At 52.1% G+C, this 26,993-nt stretch carries 12 protein-coding genes; all 12 read left to right on the forward strand.

The features are described 5' to 3' along the window. Positions 1-37 precede the first annotated feature (37 nt). The 12 genes from AC0LWM_RS11970 (at position 38) to AC0LWM_RS12025 (ending at position 26,974) form a co-directional block, all read left to right on the forward strand. Positions 38-3,085 (forward strand): glycoside hydrolase family 10-like protein, encoded by a 3,048-nt coding sequence (locus tag AC0LWM_RS11970; protein ID WP_474675173.1) that lies wholly within the window; start codon positions 38-40, stop codon positions 3,083-3,085. 417 nt (positions 3,086-3,502) lie between these two features. Then, a complete protein-coding gene (locus tag AC0LWM_RS11975; protein ID WP_474675174.1) occupies positions 3,503-7,705 on the forward strand; it encodes a phosphodiester glycosidase family protein in 4,203 nt (1,400 codons plus the stop codon). Positions 7,706-7,747: 42 nt separating this feature from the next. Then, positions 7,748-9,283 (forward strand): DUF4855 domain-containing protein, encoded by a 1,536-nt coding sequence (locus tag AC0LWM_RS11980; protein WP_474675175.1) that lies wholly within the window; start codon positions 7,748-7,750, stop codon positions 9,281-9,283. Positions 9,284-9,467: 184 nt separating this feature from the next. Beyond that, positions 9,468-12,371 (forward strand): family 20 glycosylhydrolase, encoded by a 2,904-nt coding sequence (locus AC0LWM_RS11985; RefSeq protein ID WP_474675176.1) that lies wholly within the window; start codon positions 9,468-9,470, stop codon positions 12,369-12,371. A gap of 268 nt (positions 12,372-12,639) precedes the next feature. After that, a complete protein-coding gene (locus tag AC0LWM_RS11990; RefSeq protein WP_474675177.1) occupies positions 12,640-16,830 on the forward strand; it encodes a discoidin domain-containing protein in 4,191 nt (1,396 codons plus the stop codon). Positions 16,831-17,123: 293 nt separating this feature from the next. After that, complete coding sequence (locus AC0LWM_RS11995) at positions 17,124-17,480, forward strand: hypothetical protein (RefSeq protein WP_474675178.1); 357 nt, start codon at positions 17,124-17,126, stop codon at positions 17,478-17,480. A gap of 13 nt (positions 17,481-17,493) precedes the next feature. After that, positions 17,494-19,176, forward strand: a complete 1,683-nt coding sequence (locus AC0LWM_RS12000) for a MutS-related protein (RefSeq protein WP_474675179.1) — start codon at positions 17,494-17,496, stop codon at positions 19,174-19,176. A 303-nt stretch (positions 19,177-19,479) separates the two neighbouring features. Further along, a complete protein-coding gene (locus tag AC0LWM_RS12005; RefSeq protein ID WP_474675180.1) occupies positions 19,480-20,406 on the forward strand; it encodes a helix-turn-helix domain-containing protein in 927 nt (308 codons plus the stop codon). 300 nt (positions 20,407-20,706) lie between these two features. Next, on the forward strand, positions 20,707-22,122 hold the full coding sequence (locus AC0LWM_RS12010) for an ABC transporter substrate-binding protein (RefSeq protein ID WP_474675181.1): 1,416 nt from the start codon (positions 20,707-20,709) through the stop codon (positions 22,120-22,122). Between the two features lie 120 nt (positions 22,123-22,242). After that, the gene (locus AC0LWM_RS12015) at positions 22,243-25,125 is read left to right on the forward strand and encodes an extracellular solute-binding protein (RefSeq protein ID WP_474675182.1); all 2,883 of its coding nucleotides are present in this window, start codon (positions 22,243-22,245) and stop codon (positions 25,123-25,125) included. Positions 25,126-25,138: 13 nt separating this feature from the next. Beyond that, a complete protein-coding gene (locus AC0LWM_RS12020; protein ID WP_474675183.1) occupies positions 25,139-26,089 on the forward strand; it encodes a carbohydrate ABC transporter permease in 951 nt (316 codons plus the stop codon). Beyond that, complete coding sequence (locus AC0LWM_RS12025) at positions 26,090-26,974, forward strand: carbohydrate ABC transporter permease (protein WP_474675184.1); 885 nt, start codon at positions 26,090-26,092, stop codon at positions 26,972-26,974. Positions 26,975-26,993 lie beyond the last annotated feature (19 nt).

Below are 26,993 nucleotides of genomic sequence, written 5' to 3' on the forward strand. Positions count from 1 at the left end.
TCGAGCACCTGAATAAATCGAGTTGGAGGCTAAACTAATGAAGAGAGCGCTTTCTTTCATCATTTGCTTCATGCTCATACTATCAGGAACAGCTACATACGTACATGGAGAGCAAACGGATACGCCGCAGACGGCGGCAGCGGCAGCAGGCGGCATCGTCGCCACCGCGCCGAATGGCAGCACGTTAAACTTCACGGACGTCAACCGTCCGATTCAACTGGTTAACGAAGTTATTTTGTTTACGCGTGACTACGGCAGCAAGACGGATTCGAATGGATGGTCTACGGCGGCGATCGTCGATTATGTCGATGGAAGTTATGTCGTAACGGGAATTAAAGACAAGCAAGGGGCCGTCGACATTCCGAGCAACGGGTTCGTTATTTTTGCCAACAACGAGAGTGGCTTATGGGTCACGAGCAACCTGAAAATAGGCGATGCGGTTGTTATTGACGGCTACAATCTGCCGGAGCCGATTACAGGGCAAAAGCTCATCCTGGAGGACGGAACCGAAGTTGCCGTTGACGCAATGGATGCAGAGCGTCAGCCGGATCAGACCACCGTATATACGTATCAGTACGGAACCATTACGAAGCCGTTCGGAGCCGATACCGTGGAATTTATCGTTTCCGGCAACGTTGTCGTCGTGAAAAATACGAACGGAGGAACGGGTACATACATCCCGGCGACAGGGTATGTCGTTTCGGTCAGCGGAACCGCCGCGGAGGCGTTTGCCGACGTGCAGGTCGGCGATTCGGTGGTAGCTTACAACCTGAACATTCCGACACTGCCCGCGAAGTATGTGAAGGTGAAGGGGACGGCGGTTGGAATCGACAAAATCAACGGCGGCCGCGGGCTGGCGGAAGTGATTTTGTACCAGCCATCGTATGGTTCCTCGACACGGACGAACCCGTGGGGAATGGAAATTACGGTTGCGGACGGCATCGTCACGCGTGTGGTCGCGATTGCGGCCGACGCTTCGGGCAACTTCATCGACAACAATTCGCCGATTCCGGCGAACGGTTACGTCTTATCCATCCAGTCGGCCAGCCCGTTCTACAACGAGCTGAACGGTAAAGTAGCCGTAGGCGACAGCGCCGAGCTGGTTCTGAATACGCTGACGTACCGCGCAGGCAAAATCGGCTACGACGCGCTCAATCCGCGGACACGGGAAGACAATCCGGGCGGCTGGCACGACCCGAGCAATACGCCGTATCCGGGACTTCGCGGCCCCGATCAGCTGATCATTTATGACAGCAGCTACGGCGAGCGTACCGGAACGAATCCGTGGGGTAACGAAGTCGTCGTTAACGCCAACAACCGCGTCGTCAGCAACGGGGGTAACGACAACGCCATCCCGCAAGGCGGATTCGTCGTTTCCGGTGTAGGCAAGACGGCGGCTTGGCTCGCCAATAACGTATTGGTCGGCTCTACCGTCAGGCTGGATCGGACGAATAAGCAAGTGTTTTTCATCTATACGCCGGAATCGTACGTCGATAAGGCGGAAATCGCGATCGCGCAGGTCGAGCAAGGTTTGGCGGCATCTCGTGCCCGTTACTTGGATGTGCCGTATGCACAAATTGAGCAAAAGCTCGCTGGCGCCCGTACGACGCTGGACAGCGTCAGAGTCAAGCTCGCCTCCGGTTCGTACGACGGCTTGTTCGACTTGCTGGGTACGCTCGACCACGAAGTGAGCGATGCGAGCTTCATGAACTTCGAATCCCGGAAGGTGGAGACGCGCGGGTTGTGGCTTCGTCCGAAGGAAACGAACGTGGAGCAGGTGCGCGAGCATTTGCAGAAGATCAAAGCGACGAACATCAACTCGATTTATTTGGAAACGTGGTGGGACGGACATACGGCTTTCCCGATCAATAATCCGGATACGGCGCTGAATCCGATTTACCAAGGCTTCGACGTACTGAAGGCTTACATCGACGAAGGGAAGAAGCTCGGCATCGAAATCCACGCATGGGTCGAGAACTTCTATGTCGGGCAAAACCACGTCAGCCCGGTATATGTCAACCATCCGGACTGGTCGATGGTAAGCAAGCAAGGCGACTTGTACGACGATATCAACGGCGAGAAGTTTTATTTTATCAACCCGGCGCTGCCTGCGGCGCAAGATTTTGTGCTGAACATCTATAAGGAACTGGTGCGCAAGTACGATGTAGCCGGCATTCATCTCGATTTTGCCCGTTATCCCGATTCCGGCGACTATACGAACGACTTCTCGTACGACACGTATACGCGGAATTTGTTCAAGCAGCAATACGGTGAAGATCCGATCAACATTAACCCCGGAGATCCATTGTGGGGAACTTGGACGAAATTCCGGAGCGGCATCATCAATAAGTTCGTCGGCCGCATCGTGAAGGAAGTGATGCCGCTTCGCAAAGACATGAAGCTGACAGCGGCGGTATGGCCGAATTACGAGGACGCTCCGCAGAAAGTGTTGCAGGAAACGAAAGCATGGATAGACAACGGCTATATCGACCATTTATTCCATATGTCGTACGTACCGGATCCATCATTGATCGTGACGGATGCGAAAAACTCGTTGCAGCTGGCAAATAACCGGGCATTCGTAAGCTCCGGCGTCGGTACTTTCATCAACCTGACGAAGTCGGTTCTTGCCGAGCAGATTAACCAGGTGAACGAAGCGGGTGTCTCTGGGACGGCATTGTTCGAATTCGAATCGCTGTTCGACAACGGCTATGACCATGAATTAAAGCTGGGGCTGTACCGGACGGAAGCGATCATGCCGGATTATGTCCAAACGAAGCCGTTCGTTACGATCATGAAGGAAATGAAACGGAAAATCGACGAGATTTACGTTCCGTTCGGAGGCGTAGATTCCAAAACAGCGAAGAAGCTGAAGGAAGAGATCGAGGATGTTGCCGACAAAGCGAAGGATGACAAGAAGTTTTCCCGTGGCTCGGCGAAATCGACGGGCAAGCAGCTCGACAAGCTGGAAAATAGCATTCAGCAGTCCGCCGCGATCCAAGCGGAGGTCAAGCAGCGGATGGCTGCGGACATTGCCTACGCCCGGACGATTCTCGACATTTACAACTCGAAGCTAGCGAAATAAACGGTAATTTATTATCACAAATTGGGTATCAGTAAACATAAACCGGCGTTGGAAGGGAGTCACTTCCGGCGTCGGTTTTGTTTAAGCGCGATTGGACGAGATGATTGATATTCCGTTTATCGCGATTCGCTTTTTTGCGGAATTTGTATGATTTTTCAACTCCATTGTTCGATAATCATATCTGCCTCTCGCTGTCCCTCCCTATAATGAAGAGGAATAGATTCGAAACCCGTCGTGTGCATTTGAATGGCCATTCATACGATGGGTTTTCTTTGTCTATTAGACCAAGAAGTCAGGAGGTGAAAATGATAAAGCATATCGGGTTGGGCCGTTTCACCCGTAATTTTCAAAGATTATGACTAATGGACGCAGGTCGAGTTTTACAAAAGATCATCGAAAAGCGAGGTAAAGCGAAATATGAAGCGACGTCTGATGAAATTTGCAGCTACCGTAACGTTATTCAGCATGTTGTTCACTTTGCCGGTGCATGGTTTCGCCGCCGATGTACCGCAGCCCGGCAACTGGCCGGCCATTATTTCGCAAACTTCCACCGATCCGCTTGCCGTCGCGCCGGGAATCGATTACGGCAAAGTCAATATGACGACAGAGGACGGTCCGATGCAGCTCAATACGCTGCAAATCGACACATCGAATCCATATGTCGGGTTCGATGCCGTAATGGCGCATGACAAAGTATTCAGCTACACGGGGGAAACGGTCAGCTCGATGGCGAACCGGACAGGGGCCGTCGCGGGCATCAATTCCGATTATTACGATATCGGCCATTCGCAAGCACCTTTCAATCTTCATCTTTCGAACGGCGTATTGTATCGAAGCCCGCTCGATTGGGCAGCTTTCGCAATCGATCATGACAACAAGCCGTCGATTCTGAAGTTTACATGGCAAGGCAAAGTCGTAATACCGGGAACGCCGGAAAATATCTCGTTGTGGGAGCAGCACGGCATGGGAACCGCGAAGCCCGACGGTCAATCGCTGTCGATCAATCAGCTAAACTGGGCGCCTGAATGGGATGGATTATACGTCTACAACGAAAAGTTCGGCAGCGAGGTTGCCGCTTCGGACGGGGGCAGCAGCAGGGTGAACGTTCTGCTGGAAAAGGTTGATTCCTTCGGGCTGTATGAAGTGAAAGCAATAACGCACAACGACAAAGTGCCGCTGCTTACGCCGAATCAGCTCATGTTCGTCGGGCAGGGCGGCGCTGCCGATTGGTTATCCGCGAATGTCATGCTAGGGCTGCAAATGGATGCGGATTTCGCCACAAGTCCCGATTGGCGCAATTACAAGACGATCATCGGCGGAGGTCCGCAGCTGCTGAAGGACGGCGAATGGTACGAGGATCCGGATGCGCCTTCCGCGGAAGAGCGGAATGTGCGGAATCCCGTCGTAGGACTCGGCATCGCAGCGGACGGCAAGACGGTACAGATTGCGCTGTTCGACGGCCGCCAGCCGAACTTGAGCATCGGCCTGACAAGGCCGCAATTCGGCGAATATTTCAAAGCGGTCGGCATGAAGGACGCGATGGCGTTCGACTCCGGCGGATCGGCGCAAATGGTCGTCCGCATGCCGGGAGACCGGCTTGTGACGACGGTCAACTCTCCGTCCGACGGCTTCGAGCGGCTTGTTGCCAACGGTCTGTTCTTGTACAACAAGGCACCTCAAGGAGAATTAAGCCGCCTCATTATCGAAGCGAAGGCGACGAAAGCGTTTGTCGGCAGTACGCTGCAATTCAAGGTCAAAGGCGTTGACGCGAATAACCAGCCTGTCGACGTACCGGATTCGCTTCAACTGACAACGACGGTGCCCGGAGCGACGCTTCAGAGCGGCGGTTTGATCGCAGGTTCGTCAGCCGGCTCCGGTGTAATCGAAGCAAGGGTCGGAACGATTAGCGAGCAATTGCCGGTTGAAGTCGTCGATACGCTCGGAGCGCTCGACATTACGCCGAATCCGGCCGTCATCAACCCGGGTGATTCGAAGCAATTCCAAGTATCGGCCAAAGACAGTCAAGGCAATCCGGTCGCATTCGATGCATCCCGAGGCGTATGGTCGGTTGAGGGCAGCATCGGCACGATCGATTCAACCGGCTTGCTGCAAGCGTCGACCGAATCGGGGCAAGGCTATGTGCTGCTGCAAGCGGGAGGAGTGACGGGCAAAGCCTCGGTCAGCGTCGGCAAGCCGCCGGTCGTGATCGAAGATTTCGAATCGGTTGACGCGTTCTCCCGTTGGTCCAACAGCGCTATCCGCGCAACAGGCAGCGTGCAGCCGTCCAGCCGGCCGAATCCGGTTCACCGCGGCACCCACAGCTTAAAGCTGGAGTACGATTTCACGAATCAGCCTTCAACGTCAGCTTCATATGCGAACGTTGATTTGCCCGACGGCCGCCTCATCGAAGACCGTCCGCTGCAAATCGGGATGTGGGTCCATGCCGACGGGCAGCCGCACTGGCTTCGCGCTCAGCTTGTCGATGGGAACAACGTGCGTAAATCCGTGGACATTACCGAAGACGGCGGCATGAACTGGGTCGGATGGAAGTACGTCACCATTCCGATTGATCCGGATACTCCGCTTCCGCTGCGCCTCAGACAAATTTATGTCGTCGAGCCGAACGCCGATCGCAAAACGAAGGGTACCGTCTATATCGACGATATTCGCGCCGTTTATTACGACATGGGCGAAGACTTGACGGGCCCCGCGATTACGCAGATGAAGCCTGCCGATGGATCGACCGTGTATACGTCGACACCGGTGATCTCCGCGATGATTACCGACGATCAATCCGGCGTAGAGCCTTCTTCGATCGAAATGCATGTCGACGATCAGCTCGTTCGCCCGCAATACGATGTTGCGACGAAGCAGCTGACGTATACGCCGCAAACGCCGCTTGCGGACGGGAATCATCATGTGACGATTCAAGCCCAGGACAAGACGGGCAACGAAGCGGCGCCGAAGGCGGACTTCACGTTCACGGTTTACACCGGTCCGGATCTCGACGCGCCGATCATCAAACCGATCAGTCCGATGAACGGGATCGTGACGCGCACGCCTCAGCCGAGAATCGCGGTGAAGCTGGATGATGCGTACACCGGCATCGATTTTGCCGCAACGAAGCTCGAGATCGACGGGGTGGACGTGGCCTACCGCACGCACCAGGAGAGCGGCACGATTTATTATACGCCGCCGGTCAAGTATGAGCCGAAGTCTCAGCATAGCGTCAAAGTAACGACAGCTGACCGAAGCGGCAACACAGCGGAGCTGAACTGGTCGTTCATGGCGGACAATTTGATCGGGCAGCCGAAGGACCCGAACCGCTTCCAGCTTTCCGTCATCGGCGACGGCGGCTATTACACGCAAGGCAGCGACGGGAGTTCGCCTGACGTGCTGCTGCAGGAGCAAATCCGCCGGATCAACTTGGAAACGGCGACCGAGTTCGTCGGGTATACCGGAGATATTGTCGATGACGGTCAAAACGCAAGTTATGTCGACGCGAAACGGGTGATGGATACGTTCCGTTATCCTTATCTGATTTCGATCGGCAATCATGAAGTGTCGGGTACGGGGACTCGCGATAACTTCGAACAGTATTTCGGCGAACCGACCTATACTTACGACTACGGCAATACGACCTTTATCGTGCTCGACTCCGCTTCCGGCAAAATAACGACATCCGATGCGTCGCAGTGGCCGTGGTTATCGGAAACGTTGGAAGCTTCAGGCAACGACAACATCCTGATCTTTATGCATATCCCGCCTGACGAAGTCAGTCCTGACGGCGTTGATTTCAAAACAGGGCACGGGTTCCAGGATCCTGCGGAAGCGCAGCGGTTTTACGATTTGGTCGGCGCGTTCAAGAGCAGCCACCCGAATAAAAACGTGCTCGTCCTTAGTGGGGATTTACATGCTTACCAGCACAAAAAGGTGCAAGGCGTCGACTACATCATTTCCGGCGGAGGCGGCAAATACACGCACAATACGCCGGAGCAGGGCGGATTCTTCCACTACTTGAACATGAAGGTCGACGGCAGCCAAATCTCTTGGGATGTCATTCCGCTGTTGGAGAAGATTACGTTCGCCGAGCCGTCGGCGCAAATTCCATCCGGGCTTTCGCTGAAGCTCCAGGCAACAGCCGACTTCATGACGCATCTGAACCAGGACATCGTCATGCCGCTTCAGGCGCCGTTTAAGACGGAATGGAGCTCAAGCAATCCAAGCGTAGCCGCGGTTGACGGGCTCGGCAATGTGCAAGCAGTCAAGCAAGGAACGGCTACGATCACGGTTAAATCGGGCTGGCAGGAAGCTTCCGTACAAGTGACAGTCACGGCGCCTGTTCCGGTTAGCCTGCAAATCGAGCTGCCGGATACGATCAAAGCAGGCAAGGAGCATAAGGCCATCGTGCATAAAATATTCAGCGACGGTTCGCGCAAGAAGGTAACCGAAGGGCTGATCTTCAGCAGCAGCAATCCGGCGGTTGCCGCGGTCGATTCTTCCAGCGGCCGGGTATCGGCGGTAAGCGAAGGCGAAGTCGTCATTTCGGCGAAGCTCGCGACGCCGAACGGGGAAATCACCGGGGAGCGCGGATTGGTTGTAAGGCCGCAGCACAAATAGCTGCGAGGCAACGCCAAATTATAGATACGAGGTGCATTGGATATGAAAAAATTTACGCTTTCTATTTTCATGCTCACTTTCGTATTGGCAACGATTTTGCAACCGACTGTCGCTTCCGCTCTAGCAGGCTACTTTCCACCCAATACGGCTGAATCCGGGTTTGCGAAAAACATCGCTCTGATCTACACCGGGTATTACAACGGCACAACCGATGAAGGTCGAGAAATCGGAGTATACGACAAAAATACGCTATTGCCTTACGTCGCGCATTACAATGACAGCAATGCGATGGACGACACCTTTTTCGATACATTCTTGTTCCTAGGGCTATGGACGTCGAACGGCCGGTATTTCGGCGATTCGTCGACGGCTTCGCAATGGACGTATAAGACGGATTGGGAGTGGTACATCAACCGGATTTTCACCGCAAATCAGCAGCTTGACGCTTTAAACCAAGCTACTGCCCAGGCTGCTGCGAATCTAGGCCTTTCCAATTACAAATCCAAGGTGTATATCATGATCCCTTTCCCGAATTCCGAAATAACCAATTTCGGCGATGTAGATAACGACGGGATCAGCGAAAATCTGAAAAATACGTCAAGCAACATGTACAAGGTCAGCAAGTGGTATATCGATACGGTGCTCAGCAGATGGAATCAAGCGAGTTACAGCAATCTTGAATTAAAGGGCTTTTATTGGCTGGAAGAAGATATTCACAAAACGACGAAGGGGGAAGTCAATGCGATCAACAGCTCCGGCAACTACCTTCACACGCTGGGCTATAAGTTTTTCTGGTGTCCTTGGTCAGGGGCTGGCGAAAGAAACAACTGGGCGAACTACTCGTTTGATTTCAGCATTCTGCAGCCGAACCACTATTTTCACTTGGATACCGATTATTCCAGGATCACAAGCACGGTGAACCAAGCCCAAACGTACCATGAAGGCGTCGAAATGGAGTTTGACGAAGGGGTCATGTTCGACTTTGATCACTACAACCGCTTCTATAACTACATGAGAGGCGGCGTGGAGTACGGGTATATGACCGGGGCCATCAAGGGCTGGTACCAGGATGTGTTCGGCATTTACAACCTGTACCGAAACAAGGATAACAACGGGAACAGCGGCATTTATAACGGAAGGCCGATCTACCACGACATCTATAATTTCGTGAAAGGCACTTATACGTCCCCGGCGAATCTGGCGCTAAACAAGCCGGCAACTTCTTCCTCCAACGAAACTACATCCTATACCGCCGACAAAGCGGTGGATGGCAAAGGAGCGACAAGGTGGTCCAGCTTGTATTCGAATCCGCAGTGGATCTACGTCGATTTGGGGCAGGCCTATAATGTGAACCGCGTCAAACTTAGTTGGGAGACTGCATATGCCAAAAGCTACAAAATTCAAGTCTCGAACGACGCGGTCAACTGGACGGATGTCTATTCGACGACGACCGGCGACGGAGCGCTCGACGATATAAGCTTTTCGCCGACCAGCGCCAGGTACGTAAGGATGTATGCGACGGAGCAAGGAACCGTTTATTGGTATTCGTTATACGAGATGCAAGTATATGGAGCATAATGCGTGACGCGGATGCTAGGGACGAGTCGCGGCACATTCTACGGATATTCGTTGTACGAATTTGAAGTATATGCCAAGTAGGTAGAAAAAAGCGGCGGTCGGGGGAATCAACGAAGGTTGATGGTTGGTCCCCCCGCGGCTGCGGCGGCAAATACATATATGTTAAGGAGTTGCGAGGGCTATCATGAAAGAAATTCATACAGGTTACTCATCGATCGAATTCGAAATGGAAGATATAGAAAATTCAGAACAAATTGCTAGAACGATTACGACAATTCCGGCCATCGAGCCGGGGCAAGCCGAGATCGTACTTCCTGCCGTGCCGGAAGGCTTCAAGATTACCCTGTACGGCAGCGACCGGCTGCCGGTGATCGACAAGGCCGGTGCGATCCATGTGCCGCTTGTGGATACCGAAGTCAAGCTGCTGTTTCGGGTCGAAAAGCTTGACGGGTCGGACCATGCAATTACCGGCAATGTATCGGTCTTGGTTCCAGGGCAGCATGTCCAAACTGAAGAATTGAATATGGAACCGGGCGTCATTCCTTCTTTGAGAGAATGGCTCGGCAGAACCGGCGATTTCGTATTGACGAACCGTTCGAAAATAATCGTGAATCCGCTGGATCGGGAATCGCTGCAGCAAACGGCGATCACGTTGCAAAACGACTTGTCCGATATCAGCGGTTTTCATTTGGATATTGAATTCGGCCATCCACAAGCGGGCGATCTATATTTGGTGCTTGACGCTTCGCAGGCGTCGCTTGGGCAGGAAGGCTATATTTTGGACATAGATGAAATTGTATCGCTGAAGTCCGCCGCGGCGACGGGCGTATTCTACGGCACGCGTTCCGTTCTTCAAATAATCAAGCAGGCCGAAGGCAACGACAAAATCCCGAAAGGAACCGCAAGGGATTATCCGAAATATGCGATACGCGGTTTGATGATCGACGTGGCCCGGAAATTTTATACGATCGATTTCCTGCGCGATTACGTCAAGCTATTGTCATGGTACAAGATGAACCAGTTCCAAATTCATCTGAACGACGACGTTGGCACACCGTTTGCCGACGGCACGTACACGGCGTTCCGGTTGGAGAGCACGACGTATCCCGGTCTCGCGAGCGCAACCGATCATTATACGAAGGACGAATTCCGCGAGCTGCAGCGGCTTGGCATGACGTACGGGGTGAACGTCATTCCCGAAATCGATACGCCGGGTCATTCCCGCTCGTTCGTCGATTACAATCCGTCGCTCGGAACGAAGGGGAATCTGGACATTACGCGGCCGGAAACGGTGCAATTCGTAAAAAGCTTGTTCGACGAATATTTGGACGGTGACAACCCGACCTTCATCGGCCCAGATGTACATATCGGCACCGACGAATATTGGGGGGATACGGAGCGGTTCCGGTGGTATATGGACGAGATGATCCGTTATATCAACGCCAAAGGCAAGCACCCGCATCTGTGGGGCGGACTTCGCGAATACGACGGCAATACGCCGATCAGCAGCGATGCGACGATGAACATTTGGCACGAGCCATACGGGGATGCGCAGCAGGCGGTTGACGCCGGATTCGACATCATCAACACGGAGAACAGCTATTTGTATTTGGTGCCCCGGCTGTTCCGCGAATATGTCGATCCGCAGCTGATGTATCATCAGTGGGAGCCGAACATTTGGACGAGCTCGTCGTTGCCTTCCGGCCATCCGAAGCTGCGTGGCGCCATGCTCGCGCTCTGGAACGATATTTCCGATTCGGTTGGCGTCTCCATGCACGATACCCATAACAGGATGTTTCCAGCCGTGCAGATCGTGGCCGAGAAAACGTGGACGGGAACTCGGATCGATAGAGCGTTTGACGAGTATGCCGAAAGCTCGACCGTAACGGGGGACGCTCCCGGGACCGATTTGACGTTTCAGGTCAAAACCGTTAACGGTGGGGGAACGGTGCTGTGTTATTCGTTCGACGGCGGATTTGCCGATTCATCGGGCAATCGATATGACGGTACCGGCACGAATGTTTCGATCTCGGAGGGGGTGACCGGCCAGGGCGTACGGCTGCACGGCGGCGAGAGTTATGTAGAGACGCCGCTGCATTCGCTTGGTTTCGGCTGGACGCTGTCGCTGCGGATCAAACCCGACGCCGGCAATCCGGACGACGCGGTGCTGCTGGAATCGCCGGCAGGCCGACTGAAGCTGAGGCAGGGCAAGTCAGGCAAGCTTGGATTCACGAAGGAGCATTACGACTCGACCTTCGATTATGAGGTTCCGGCGGGAGTTTGGACCGACCTGCTGTTGATCGGCGACCATCAGGGGGTATCGTTGTATGTGAACGGCGGCGAATACGTGGAGCACCTCGTCGCGGCGTTAACGCGTCCGAAGCTTCATACCATGCTTCTTCCGCTGGCCCGGATCGGCAGCACGACGAACGCGTTCAAGGGTGTGATCGACCTTCTCGTCGTCTACAATCATGCGGCCGATGTGCTAGAAGGAGCGAATCTTGCGTTGGGCCGGCCGGTCCGGTCTTCGGAGACCGGAGACCCGCAATATGCGCCCGAGCTTGCGGTCGACGGAAATCTGCTAAACCGCTGGTCGAGCGCGAACGTTGACGATGCCTGGTTCGTGGTGGACTTGGGCGAGCCGAAGGAAGTAGCGAAGGTAGCGCTTCGCTTCGGGGACGCGTTCCCTTCCAAGTACCGGATTTACGTGTCGTCCGACGGGCAAACCTGGACGAACGTGCTTGCGGATGACGGCGTGATCGAATGCCGCGGCGGCGTCATCACGACGAAGTTCGACCCCCGGCTCGTCCGTTACGTCAAATATCAAGGCATCGAAAGAGGGACGGAATACGGCAGCTGCACGAAATTCGGAACGTCCATTCACGAGTTCGATCTATACGGGCCGGAACAGTTGAGCGTTTATTTGAAGAAAGCCGGACAGGCGGAAGATCTGCTTGCGAGCGGCCGAGGGGATGCCGGGACTAGAATGCGGCTGAGTGAATTGCTCGGCAAATTCCCGTACTTAAATGACCGTTCTGTCAGCACGCTGGAGCAGTTGATTGTAGAATTAAAGGATTCCATGGACTAAAAAAACGGTCCATTAAACGAATGATTTTTCAACTTTTTTGTCCGAAAGTTATATCACTGTCTAGCCGTTCATTTTTATAATAATAAAGAATAGATTCCATTACCCATCCGTGAGGTTTGATCAGCCGTTCATGCGATGGGTTTTGTTTGTCTATCGGACAAGCGCGAGAGGAGGTATATGAGAACAGCATTATTTCATGCGGAAATAACGATGACTGCGCATTTAACGGTTTGCCGCCTCACAGTATTCATCCAAACGGAGGGACGATATGGGAAAGAAGAAAATATCTCTACTATTGACGTTTCTATTGCTATTGACGGCTTTCGCTCAAACCGCGACGGCGGAGGAACCGGCGGATGCCGCTTCCCTCGCGGGCATTCAGGCAGTCCGTGAAAACTTGGCCTTGCATAAACCGGCGTACTCCTCGGGAAACGAAGTCGACTGGCTCGTTCCCGAAAATGCGGTGGATGGCAATAGCTCTACAAGATGGTCCTCGGCCAAAGACGATAATCAATGGTTCTACGTTGATCTTGGCGAGGTGAAAGACGTGAACCAGGTCGTCATCAAATGGCAGACACCCGCAAGCACGTATAAGCTCCTCGTTTCGAACGATGCCGCAGAGTGGACGAACGTGCTGAAAAACGACGCGGCCATAACATGTAAGGGCGGAACGGAAACGATCGATTTTGATCGTACCCAGGCAAGGTACGTGAAATTCCAAGGCATAACCAGGGCTCCGGTAGGGGGGATTTATTACGGATATTCTTTCTTCGAATTCGAAGTGTATAACGCAGGCGATGCGGCGCAAATCGCGAGAGGCATTACTTCGATTCCGGCCATTGCTCCGGGACAAACCGAAATCGCGATGCCTGCAGTGCCGGAAGGTTACAAGGTAACCGTTTACGGCAGCGACCGGCTTCCGGTCATTGACAAGGCGGGCGTCATTCATGCGCCGCTCGTGGATTCTCAGGTCAATCTCTTGCTCCAAGTCGAGAGTTTGACTATGCCTGACGAGAAAGCGATCACAGGCAATGTGCCCGTTACGGTTCCCGGGCAATATGTCCAAACCGGCGAACTGAACAAGGAACCGGGAGTCATTCCGTCCTTAAGGGAATGGCACGGCAGAACCGATCAAATGACGCTGACGAATAGCTCCAAAATTGTCGTAAACCCATCGGATCAAGCTGATTTGCAAAAAACGGCGGAAGCGATGCAGAGCGACCTTGCCGAAGTTAGCGGCTTGCATTTGGACATCCAATACGGCAGCCCTGGGGCAGGCGACATTTATTTGGCGCTTGACGATTCGTTAGCTTCGCTTGGCAAGGAAGGTTACATTCTCGATACGGAGTACTACGTTACGCTCAAATCAGCCACGGCTACGGGCGTATTTTATGGCACCCGATCCGTGCTGCAAATCTTAAAGCAGGATGAAGGAAACGATCAAATTCCGAAAGGGACGGCTCGAGATTATCCGAAATACGAAATACGCGGTGTCATGCTGGACGTAGCCCGTAAGTTCTATACGATCGATTTCTTGCGAGATTACGTCAAGCTGCTGTCTTGGTACAAAATGAATCAGTTCCAAATCCACCTGAACGACGATGTCGGGACACCGTTCCAAGACGGTACATACGCCGCATTCCGGTTGGAGAATGAGACTTACCCTGGACTCGCCAGCGGCAACGGCCATTATACCAAGGAAGAGTTCCGGGATTTGCAGCTGCTCGGCATGGATTATGGGGTCAATGTGATCCCAGAGATCGATACGCCCGGACATTCGAGGTCTTTCGTCGACTATAACCCTTCGCTCGGAAGCGGCGGGCATCTGGACATTACGAAGCCGGAAGCGGTGCAGTTTGTCAAAAGCTTGTTCGACGAATACATCGACGGCGACAATCCGACGTTCGTCGGTCCGGACGTTCATATCGGCACGGACGAATATTGGGGGGATACGGAAACGTTTCGCGGATATATGGACACGCTGATCCAATATATTAACGCCAAGGGCAAGCACCCTCACTTGTGGGGCGGCCTCCTGGAATACAACGGCGTCACACCGATCAGCAACGACGCAACGATGAATATTTGGCACGAGCCTTACGGGAACGCGCAGCAGGCAGTCGACCTTGGTTACGATATCATCAACACGGAAAACAATTATTTGTACCTCGTGCCGAGGCTGTACCGCGAATATTTGGATACACGGCTCATGTACAACACGTGGGAGCCGAATATATGGACGTCGACGACGCTGCCATCAGGCCATCCGAAGTTGAAAGGCGGCATGCTCGCGCTCTGGAACGACATCTCCGATTCCGTAGGCGTATCCATGCAGGATTCGCATGATCGCATGTTCCCGGCCGTGCAGGTGCTGGCGGAAAAAATGTGGACGGGAACCCGCGCCGACCGGAATTATGTCGATTACACCGAAAGAGCGACTGCGATCGGAGAGGCTCCGGGGGCGAATATTTCCCATAGGGTAAAGGTGAGGAACGAAAGCGGCAATGTCGTGAAGTACCAATTCGAGAACGGATTTGCCGATTCCTCGGGTAATGGCTACGACGGTACCGGCACGAACGTCAAGTTGACGGAAGGCAAATTCGGAGGCGGCGCGAGGCTTGAAGGCGGCGCTAGCTACATCCAAACGCCCCTGGAGTCGCTAGGCTTCGGATGGACGATGTCCATGTGGGTCAATCCGGATTCGGACAATCCGGACGACGCGGTGTTGATGGAATCGCCGGCCGGCCAATTGAAGCTGAAGCAGGGCAGCACCGGCAAGCTCGGATTCACGAAGGAGCATTATAACAGCGTGTTCAACTACACGGTCCCGACTGGAAAGTGGACCCATCTGCTGCTCATCGGAGACAACAAAGGCGTATCGCTTTATGTGAACGGCAATGAATATGTCGAAAAATTAGCTGTCGTTTACGATGCGACTCGGCAGCTGCATACGATGGTGCTGCCGATGGCAAGAATCGGAAGCGCAACCAACTCGTTTAAAGGCGTTATCGATAACGTGATCGTTTACAATGCTGCGACCAAAGTGATGGAGGGGGAAAATTTAGCCCTGAACAAGCAGGTCCAATCGTCGGAGTCGGAGGCGCCGCATTTGACACCGAATCAGGCCGTCGACGGAGATCTCGTGACAAGATGGGCAAGCACGCTGACGGACGATGCCTGGTTTACGGTTGATCTCGGCGCGAGCAAGGAAATAAATAAAGTCGTCATCCATTGGGAATACGCCTTCTCCCAAGCCTACAAAATTCTCGTATCGAATGACGGCGAGCAGTGGAAGAACGTCTTGGCGAATGACGGTATCGTTAACGGCCAGGGCGGCGTAGAGCCGATTTCCTTCGATCCGACGAACGCCCGGTATGTCAAGTTTCAAGGCATAAAAAGAGGAACGTGGTACGGCAATTCGTTTTATGAATTCGAGGTATATGCGCCGGAGCGAATTGGCGGTTATGTGGCGAAAGTTCGCGAGGCGGAAGATTTGCTTGCGCTCGGTAAAGGGGATGCGGGGATCCGAGAGCAGCTGATTGAGCAGCTTAACGAATTCCCGTACATGACCGACAGCACCGTCAATACGCTTGAACAGCTAATCGCCGCGTTGCGGGATTCGATCGAGCAGGAAACCGATCGTACGCCGCCGGTCACGACAGCGGATCTCGCTCCGGCGGAGCCTAACGGGCAGAATGGCTGGTATACCGCGCCTATTACGGTGACATTATCCGCGCAAGATGATCATTCCGGCGTAGAGTTGACGGAAATCAGCCTGGACGGAGGGGCGAGCTGGCAGCCGTATACCGGTCCGGTCGTTATAGCAGATGACGGAATCACGAAGCTGCTATACCGTTCCAAGGATCGTGCAGGCAATGTGGAGGCTGAGAAGTCGGTTGAAGTCAAGCTTGATCGTACGGCTCCTATATTTACTGCTGCAGTGAATGGAACGCCTCTGGCCGATGGGCACATTTTGGAGGATAACGAGCTGTTGAACTTTACCCTGCAGGCAGAGGATAACCTGTCCGGCATTGCGGAGCAATCGATCGAAGCGGACGGCAAGCCGTACGCCCCGGGTACGCAGCTGGATTGGGCGGGTCAACTCGGGGTCCACACGATTACGGTCACAGTCAAGGACGAAGCCGGCAACGTATCGCAAACGGTAATTCATGTTACTGTGCAGACGAGCATCGCGGCGATGAAGCAGCTTGTAGACCGTTATTTGGCTTCGGGCGACTTGAATAGCTCGATGAAAGATAAGCTGTGGCAAAGGCTGGAGAAGGCGGAGAAGCATTTCGCTAAAGGCCATTTGAAGCAATCCACCGATACGATGCGTGATTTGGTGAAGATGGCGGGCAAGCCGGGCAATAACGAAATGATATCCGAAAATGCACTTCAAGCGTTGACTGCCGATGCGAAAGCGCTTGCCGATTTGTGGGCGGAGCAAACGACGCCATAGGCATAAGCTGGAGGCTGCGACCGCAAGAAGCTGCAAGGTAGTAACATAACGGGCAACAGATCACCCTACTTTCGTCAATAAGCTCCAGGAGCTTTATTGGCTGAAAGCGGGGTGATTTCCGTTTTGTGGAACAAACTTCAAGTTCATTGTACAAAAACACAAGCCTTTTTTCCGGGAAGAGGTTATGTTTAAGAGATAAGAAAGTAGATGACCTCGAAAGACCTCGAAAGACTCCGAAATAGGTATTGTTATGGGGCGCAGACGCTGCGCGATAAAGCGAAGGAAGTGTGATCATGAGCCGACTGCAGGATGCGGCAAGAGCCGCAGCACGTTTGAATATGCCTGATCAGCCTCTGCTCATCAATCCGCCCAGAGTGAAGCTATTGAATCGAATGTTGAGGTTATGGCTATTGTTGTTCGCGATCGTCATTGCCTCTGCGGGCGTATTCTTTTTTATAACGATCCCGGCAGCCATATTCCTCTTCTTCCGGAACTATCTTGCTTTTATTGTCCAGTGGAGCACCTATGGTTACTCGATCAAATTGCTGCATTCGATGACGGCTATAGTTTGGATCGTTTTTACGTTGGTCTCTGATTCTGCGAGAACGTATTTCTTGATCATCCTTTCAAAAATTCACACGTTGCTTTGAAGGAGTTGGCTGTATGAGCGAAGAAATCCGGATTAGCTTGCTATATCCCGAGGGGGAATCGCCAGCTTCGAATGGAGCGGTAGACCTGTCGTTTATTGCGGATTTGGATGGGGAACTACTGCTCGATACGATGAAACAGGCCGTTGCATACAAGCCGGGCTACAAGCAACCTTCTGCCTATTATACGGATCGAATCGAGGTCATCCGATACCGGCTTGATGTGTTTGACGATCTGCTGAACGATGATGCCTTGGTATCGATGCTTCAAGAGCTGCTTCCCCGGCTCGAGCATATGAAGGAGCTGAGAATTGCCGGGGAATATGATTCGGCCGATACCGCCGCTTCGCTGTACAGCATCACGGAAATTGAGCTGTATACCGATTGTATCGATATGGTGCACGGGTATTTTGAAAAATCCAAAGGGAGATTTTCATCACCCGCCTTCAAGGAGTTCAGTTCCGCGATAACGCAAGTGCATGCAAGTGAATCTTATCGGAGGATCAAAGAAGAAGCCGGGAAAGTGACGTTCAGCGTTCGAAATATAAAAAGCGTGACGGTTGGCATCAATTTGGATGCTCAACTGAGGCCGATTGAAGCCGGACTAGTGTCCATTCATACGACACCTTATCGTTCAGGGAACATCATCGATAAAATATTAAGAGTCGATTTTGACAGCAGCTTCACTTGCCTGGCGCCTCTCGAAGTGACAGGCAAAGGGATACGCGAGGAACAGCTTGCCGCGTTTCGTGCGACGGTGAACCATGTGCTCGACCATGTGCTCAAGTCTTCGGTTAAACAATGGAAGCCAGCGGTAAGAGCGTTTACGAAGCATCAATCGAAATTTCTAGTGGATTTGATCGACGAAATTAGGTTTTTACTTGGCGGAGTGGCTTTGATTCGTAAATTGATCGCAACCGGACTCCCCGTTTGCAAGCCGGCGGCGGTTGAAGCGGAGCAAAGACGTTTTACGGCGCATGGGATGTATCATCCGGCGATCGCGCTGCGAAACGGTCCTTCCGAGCCGAACCGGACGACGGGCCTCGTCTTGAACGATTTGGAATTCGATCAGAGCGGGATGATCTATATTCTGACCGGTCCGAATCAAGGGGGGAAGACCGTATTTACGCAAACGGCCGGGCTTGTTCAGCTCATGTTCCAGCTCGGCTTGTTCGTTCCGGCGTATTCGGCGGCGTTAAGTCCAGTCGATCATCTATTCACGCTGTTTCAGGCGCGCGGGAACGAAACCGACGCCAAAGGGAGATTCGGGGAAGAATGCTTTCGGGTCAAGAAGATGTTCGAGAAGCTTTCCCGTTATAGCTTCGTGCTAATGGACGAAACGTTCTCGAGCACAAGCGCTTCGGAAGGAACGTATATCGCCGGGGAGGTCGTTATGGGGTTGCAGGCGGCGGGATGCCGTACGATTTTTGCCACCCATCTGCATGATCTGGCCCTCCGAGTCGAGGAAATGAACGGCAGCTCATCCGAGGAAGGCGGCCGAATCGATCATTTGACCGCATTACTCGACGAAACGACGCCGGGGAAAAGAAGCTTCAGGATTGTTCGAACACGCCCGCAAGGTTTAAGCTATGCCAAGGATATCGCCGAAAAATACGGCATCACATATGCCGGTCTCATAGATACGTTGAGCAGTCGGAAGATGACGGCGACGGAGAGAAGCGACGCAGAAAGTGGGTAAGATCGTTACATTTTTACGATCGATAGTTAAAGTTTGTTCGGAGGTATGGTGGTAAACTCAAATTGAGCAAGAGAAACACTCTCAAGTATAGGAAGTTAAACTACATTTCTCCATAATTAAAGATCATGCTTCCATATGTACAACTTCAAAACACCGATATAATGAAAAAGAGTATAGCCGAGAGAGTTAACAAGTTAAAGAAAAACTCGGGGGTGATCCGTCATATACGAATTGGAGCCGGACAGATAGGATAGAGTCTCTAGGACGAATCTTAATCAAATCAAATTGTGGCAGGTGACCGATATGAATCGATTTTTTGAATCCGATCATCATACTTCAGTTTTCGATTCGGATGTCCGTTTTTTCTCCCATGCCCGGGAATTTCCGTCCAGAAGGACCTTGTGCAAGCTGTACAAGATCAACCAGTCTTGGGGCTCCATTCAGGAGCATACGCACGACTATTTTCAGATTTGGTATATCCATAAAGGACGGATTATTCACGAGATCAATCAAAAAGAATACGTTATGGTCAAAGGTGACCTGTGCGTAATTCCTCCATATGTCGTTCATCGCGTCGTGATGTCCCCAGAAATCAAAACTTCGATTATCGGCTGCGAATTTCTTCTAGATTTCCTTGATGAAAAATATAAAACGGTGTCTCACCAATTCGGATATTCAAACTCTGCTTCCGTAAACAATCATTTTATTCCGAGAATCCGTTTGACGGGTTCGCAAGAACATGATGCATGTAAAACGTTGGAAGAAATGATCAAAGAATATCACCATGCCAAGCCATATTATGAAAACATGATCAAAGGAAGCCTGATTCGGCTTATGGCGATGATCTCAAGAATTCATCAGCATTCAAACAGTTTATACGTGACGGATTATCACTTGGAAAAATATCGGTTGGTGATCGAAAACGTCATGACCTATATTGAAGAACATTTGCATGAAGAAATACGACTGGAGCAGCTGTGCAAAATTGCCGGGATGTCCAGAACTTATTTGTGTAACCGCTTTAAAAGCATTACCGGAAAAACGTTTAATGAATATTTAATTGAGCTGCGGATCAGAAAAGGGATGGATTTGTTGAATCGTACAGAACTGTCCATCACGGACGTCTCCTTGTCCAGTGGATTTAACGATTTAAGCTACTTCAGCACACTATTTAAAAGATATACCGGAATATCCCCTTCCGATTATAAAAAAAGACATTCCTCGAGTTGAACTTGTACGGAAGACCGGAGGCGGGCCTTCGGTCTTTTATGTTCCCTGGCGAAAATTTTAAAATTGTACAATAGTTAAAATAAACAGGAAAATAATTAAAAAAGTCCCATATAAGACGCGGTATAATGAGGTGGTACTTGAATCAAAACGATGGTTTTGATTGAAGTTGAAGATTGCCGAAGGTATGGGGAGGGATGGAAATTAGAACGTTTAGAACGTTCGCTCGTTAGGCGGAAGGCAAGCGGAAGTCAAAGTGTTAGAGATTTTACAAGAGATCAACCATAGGGAGGTTATTTAGTCATGCGCCGATTGAAAGCGTTTTCACTATTATTGTTCATACTCGCTTTTGTTTTTGTCACCGCATGCTCAAGCGGCTCGAATACGGGCGAGAAGCAGCCGGATCAATCAAAGCCCGAGGCGAGCGGCGAAACGAAAGAAGGCGATACGAAAGAGAGCGGCACAAAAGAGGTGTCGAAGGACCCGGAAGATAAGATCGATCTTCAAGGATATACGATGAAAATCCTCGTCTGGGGCGGTCCTCCGGAGGGCGGCACGGAAACCGGCGATTTAAAGCTCGCCAAGCAGAAGGAACTGGAAGCGAAATACAACGTCAAAATCGAATGGGTTGCCGTACCTTGGGGCGAAAGCGTACCGAAAATTACCGCTGCCGGACTTGCCGGCGAACCGGCGGCCGACATCGCGCTGCTCCACAATTATTGGGCTTTCCCGAGCCTTGCTGAGCAAGGATATATCCGTCCGATCGACGATTTGCTTAATTTCGATGACCCGAAATGGCCGAAGCGGATGAAAGAGTTCGGATCGTTTAATGGAAAACTGTATGGATTTATTCCTTCGGTGTCGAACGCTTATGGATTGTATTATAACCGATCGATGCTAAAGCGCGAAGGAGCGCCGGATCCGCAAGAGCTGTTCAAGCAAGACCAATGGACATGGGATAAATTCGTGGAAATTGCCAAAAAAGCGACCAAAGATACGGATGGCGACGGCTCAATCGATCAATGGGGCATAACCGCCTATACTCCAATTTTTGCGCGCCCGTTGATGTATTCCAATAACGGTAAAGTCGTCGATGTCGTAGACGGCAAATTGACGTTTACGATGGGCGAGCCGAATTCGATGGAAGCGCTTCGTTTACTGTACGATTTGTACAATACGCAAAAAGTCATCATGCCGAACAAAACCGCATCTTATGCGGATTATGAGGAATCGCAAAAAGTATTCAATTCAGGCAAAGCCGCTTTTGTGCCCGGTGCTGAATGGGAAGGCGGCGGCCGCAAGGATATGCAGGACGAATACGGCTTCGTACCCTTCCCGAAAGGTCCTAAAGCGACGGGCTATACGAATATCTCGGATGGCTTCGCCATGTGGTTTGTGATGTCGAATTCAAAACATCCGAAAGAAGTCGCCAAAATTTTCGATGAAATGCAGCTTTGGGATCGCTTGGAGCAAGAAAGCCGCGACTGGCTGGAGCAGCAGTTCCGAACTGATCAAGACGTTGATATGGTGTTCCAAATGAGCCAAAATATCGAGCCGCTGTACTATAACGGCATCGGCTCCGGTGATAACAGTGTTGGTAATAAAGAAGGGGAAGCGGTCAAAGAAATTACGAATAAGGCAGTTGCTCCCGAATCGGCCGTTGAAAAAATCAAAAAACCGATGCAAGAGCTGCTTGATTCTGTAATGAACAAAAAGTAGCGGTATCATAGGTAAACGGGGAGGGATTCCGGTCGACCTGCACGTAGAGCGACCCGAGATCCCTTCCGGTTTGTGCACAAGGACAAAAGGAATTGACCAACGACGAAATGAGGGTTTCGTTTGCAGACGTTGAAGAAAAACATCAAGCTCATCGCCCTGATCGCGGTACTGGCCGCATTGTGGGCGTACAGCGCCTTGCCGTCTGCCGAACCGGCATTCCACGAAGAAGATGACGCTGCGGCGAATAGCCTGAAAGCGGCTGATGCAGGGACGGACTTGGGGTATGGCGCAGGTGGGCCGATTCGTTACGAGCAATACTCGGCCAAATATGCAAAAGCGTCTCGCCCTGCCGTCGATCTGCGGATCGAAGCGGAATCGTTCGCCGGAACGGACGGCATGCAGGCGAATGTTCTGCAATCGTTTGAAGGCGCGCCGACGCCCGTTGTTCGTACGGAGGAGAGCGGATCGATCTCATGGAGCATCGACGTGCCGGAAGACGGATTGTATCATCTTGGATTGCGTTATTACCCAATCGAAGGGAACAGTTCCCCAATCGAAAGAGAGCTGAGCATCGACGGCAAGAACCCGTTCGACGAAGCGAAACGGCTTGTTTTCCCGCGGGTATGGAGCAATTCCGAGGTGGAGCGGGATGTGAACGGCAACGATTTGCGGCCCGCGCAATTTGAAAAGCCGGGATGGCAGGAAGCCGGCATTGCAGACTCCGAAGGGTATTATCGGGAGCCTTTTTCTTTTTATTTCACGAAGGGCAGGCATACATTGGCTTTGATTTCGTTGCGGGAGCCGATGGTGATCGATTTTATCCGGCTTTACCAGGAGGAAAAGATTCCGACGTACCAAGATTACATCAAAACGTCTCGTGAACACAGCGAGCCGACGCAAGGCGTTTTCGTCAAAGAGCAGGGGGAGCATGCGGTTCTCAAATCAAGCCCTTCTTTGTATCCGCTCAACGACCGTTCCAGCCCGGCAACGGAGCCTTACGACGTGTCGAAAATCAGGATGAACACGATCGGCGGAATCAACTGGAAGTCTCCCGGAGAGTGGATTGCTTGGGACTTGGACATTCCGAAGGACGGCTTGTACGAATTGGGAATCAAATATCGGCAAAACCAGGCGAGAGGGGTTCAGGTCGTCAGAAAGCTGTACATCGACGATCAAGTGCCGTTTCAGGAAGCGATGCAAATCCCGTTCAAATATGGCGGGGCATGGCAAACGACCGTTCCCGGTACGGAGGACGAGCCGTATTTGTTTTATTTGACCAAAGGCAGCCATCGAATCAAGCTTGAGGTGACGATGGGCGAGCTGGCCGATACGATCCGGATGGTTCGTTCGAGCATCCAGCAACTAAACGCCCTGTATTTGAAAATCATAATGATCACCGGCACCGATGTTGATCCGTTCCGCGATTACGAGCTGGAGACGCAAATTCCCGAAATGACCGGCATGATGCTTGCGCAAAGCAAAATATTAAACAAAGCGGCGGCAATGATGGACCGGATGATCGGGGAAACGAGCGAAAACACGACCCTATTGCAAAAAACCGCTTATCAGTTGAACGATTTGGGCAACAACCCGGAAACGGTAACGGGTCGGCTGGACAGTCTTAAAGAAAATATAAGCTCACTCGGGACATGGCTGATCGGCGTCAACCAGCAGCCGCTGGAAATCGATTATTTGTTTGCCAAATCGCCGGATGTCGAAACGCCGAGCCCTCGGTCCGGATTTTTCAGCTCGCTGGAGCACGAGGTGGCATCCTTCGGGTACTCGTTCTTTGAAAATTACAATCGTTCCGCCAGTTTGCCCGATGACGACAACACGGTTACCGTTTGGATCAACGGTGGACGGGATCAGGCGCAGCTGCTGCGGACGATGATCGATAACGATTTTACCCCGCAAACCGGAATCAAAGTCAACCTGAAGCTGGTAGGCGCAAACGTCCTGCTGTCGGCAACGCTGGCCGGCCAAGGGCCGGATGTGGCGGTAAGCACAGGGGAAGTCGTCAATTTTGCGATGCGTAACGCGCTTGAGAATTTGTCACGCTACCCGGACTTTGACGCCGTTCAGGCCAGATTTATGGACAGCGCGTTTGCCGGCTTCAAGTATAACGGGGGCATTTACGCGATTCCGGAGAAGCAGACGTTTCCGATGCTGTTTTACCGCAAAGATATATTTGAGCGGCTGAATCTGCAAGTGCCGCAAACGTGGGACGACATGTACGAGGTCATTCCCGAATTGCAGAAGCAGCACATGCAGATCGGCATGACGCCGACGCCGGTTTTTGACATGCTGCTGTATCAGGGAGGAGGCAGCTTGTACGAACGAGACGGAATCGCCACCGGAATCGGTTCGCCGGCCGGTAACGAGGCGTTCAAGAAATGGACCGAACTGTACACCAATTACAAATTGCCGCAAACATTCGATTTCATCAACCGTTTCCGAACCGGCGAAATGCCGCTTGGCATCGCCGATTATTCGACCTATAACACGCTGGCGATATTCGCGCCCGAAATTCGCGGGCAATGGGAATTTGTCCCTGTTCCCGGCACGGTGGGAGCGGACGGCCAAATCCATCGCGAGGCGTTATCCGCAAGCACGGGTGTTGTCTTGTTCAAGAAAGCGAAACATAAAGAAGCAGGGTGGGCCTTCATCAAGTGGTGGACGGATACGGATGCGCAAGTCACGTTCGGACGCGAAATGGAATCAATCTTCGGCGAATCGGGCAGGTACGCGGCCGCCAATGTAGAGGCGCTGAAACGGCTGCCTTGGCCGACCAAAGATTACAAACAATTGCTCAGTCAATGGGTCTGGGTCAGAGGGACGCCGGACGTGCCGGGCGGATATTCGCTGAGCCGGCATTTGACCAACGCATTTTTCGAAGTGCTCAACAACGGCAGCGACCCGCAGGAGACGTTAAAGGAATACGTTCGCACGATCAACCGGGAAATTACGACCAAACGCGAGGAATTTCAATTGCCGACACAATAGAAGGGGGCTGTACATGACCCAGCTAAGCCGAAAAACAGCAAAAACGCCGGACGGAGCCGTACAGCTCCGTCTCGGCGCCAAGCTGAAGGAAATCAGGAAACACCGTTCGTTGTATATGATGCTGACGCCTTATTTTATCATTTTTGCGATTTTTACGGTTGTACCGGTTTTGTTGTCTCTGTTGGTAAGCTTCACAAATTTCAATATGTTGGAGTTTCCGAAGTGGGTCGGTTGGAAAAATTACGCCAACTTGTTCGTCCAGGACGACATCTTTTTGATCGCTTTGAAAAATACGCTTTTTTTCGCCTCCATTACCGGCCCGATCAGCTACATCGCCTGCTTCGTGCTCGCATGGCTGATCAACGAGCTGTCGCCCAAAACGCGGGCGTTTGCGACGCTTGTTTTTTATGCGCCGGCGTTGTCCGGCAACGCTTATATCGTCTGGAAGCTGATGTTCGCAAGCGATTCGTACGGATACGCCAATGCGTTTTTGCTGAAATGGCGAATGATTCTGGAGCCGATCCTATGGATGGATAACCCGAAATACATCATGATGATCATTATTATCGTCCAGCTGTGGCTTAGTCTCGGAACGAGCTTCCTCGCCTTTATCGCCGGATTGCAAAGCATGGACAAAACTTTGTTCGAAGCGGGCGCCATCGACGGTATCCGGAACAGGTGGCAGGAGCTGTGGTTTATTACGCTTCCCTCGATGCGGCCTCAGCTATTGTTCGGAGCGGTCATTCAGATCACGGGTTCCTTCGCGGTCGCCGAAGTGTCGACAACGCTTGCCGGATTTCCGAGCGTCCAATATGCGGGCCATACGATCGTCACCCATTTGATGGATTATGGCGGCATTCGTTACGAGATGGGTTATGCCTCGGCGATTGCAACCGTATTGTTCGCGATCATGCTCGGATCGAATCTTCTAGTACAGAAGCTGTTAAAGAAAGTCGGTGATTGAATGGCAACAATGGTTCGCATGCGCTTGCGCACCGGCAATAAAATGAACCGGTCGAGGATCGGGGATGTGCTGCTCACTTGCATTTTGGGCGCAGTCGGCCTATTCATGGCGCTGCCGCTCGTATTCGTCATCAACAACGCGTTTAAACCGATCAACGAGCTGCTGCAGTTTCCGCCGAAATTTCTCGTGCACAATCCGACGTTAAACAACTTTTTCGATTTGTATTATTTGTTGTCGGGGACGTGGGTTCCCTTCACGAGATACTTGTTCAACACGTTTTTCATTACGATCGTCGGCACGGCGGGGCACGTCTTCATCGCCTCCATGGCCGCGTACCCGCTGGCCAAACGAAATTTTCCCGGAAAAAGCATTTTGTTTACGATCGTCGTCCTGTCGTTGATGTTCTCGGGAACGGTGACGCAAGTAACGAACTATATGACAATGTCGTGGCTTGGCTTGCTTGATACGTATTGGGCGGTTATCATTCCGGCGGTCGGCTCGTCGCTCGGGCTTTATCTAATGAAGCAATTTATGGAGCAGGTGCCGGACGCGCTGCTGGAAGCGGCGCAAATCGACGGCTGCAGCGAATTCCGCATCTACTGGAGCATCGTGATGCCGGCGGTGAAGCCCGCTTGGCTGACGTTGATCATTTTTTCGTTCCAAGGCTTGTGGGGTGCTGGAGGCGCCGTCGGATCGATGTACATCTACAGCGAGGAGCTGAAGACGGTCGATTATGCGCTGGGACAAATTTTGGCCGGCGGCATTATCCGAACGGGACCGTCGATGGCGGCGACACTGCTCATGATATCCGTTCCGATCACAATTTTTATTATTACGCAAAGCAATGTCATTCAGACGATGTCCACTTCCGGCCTGAAAGATTGAGCGTATAACGAGAAAGGGG

This window comes from Paenibacillus sp. sgz302148 (assembly GCF_056120465.1).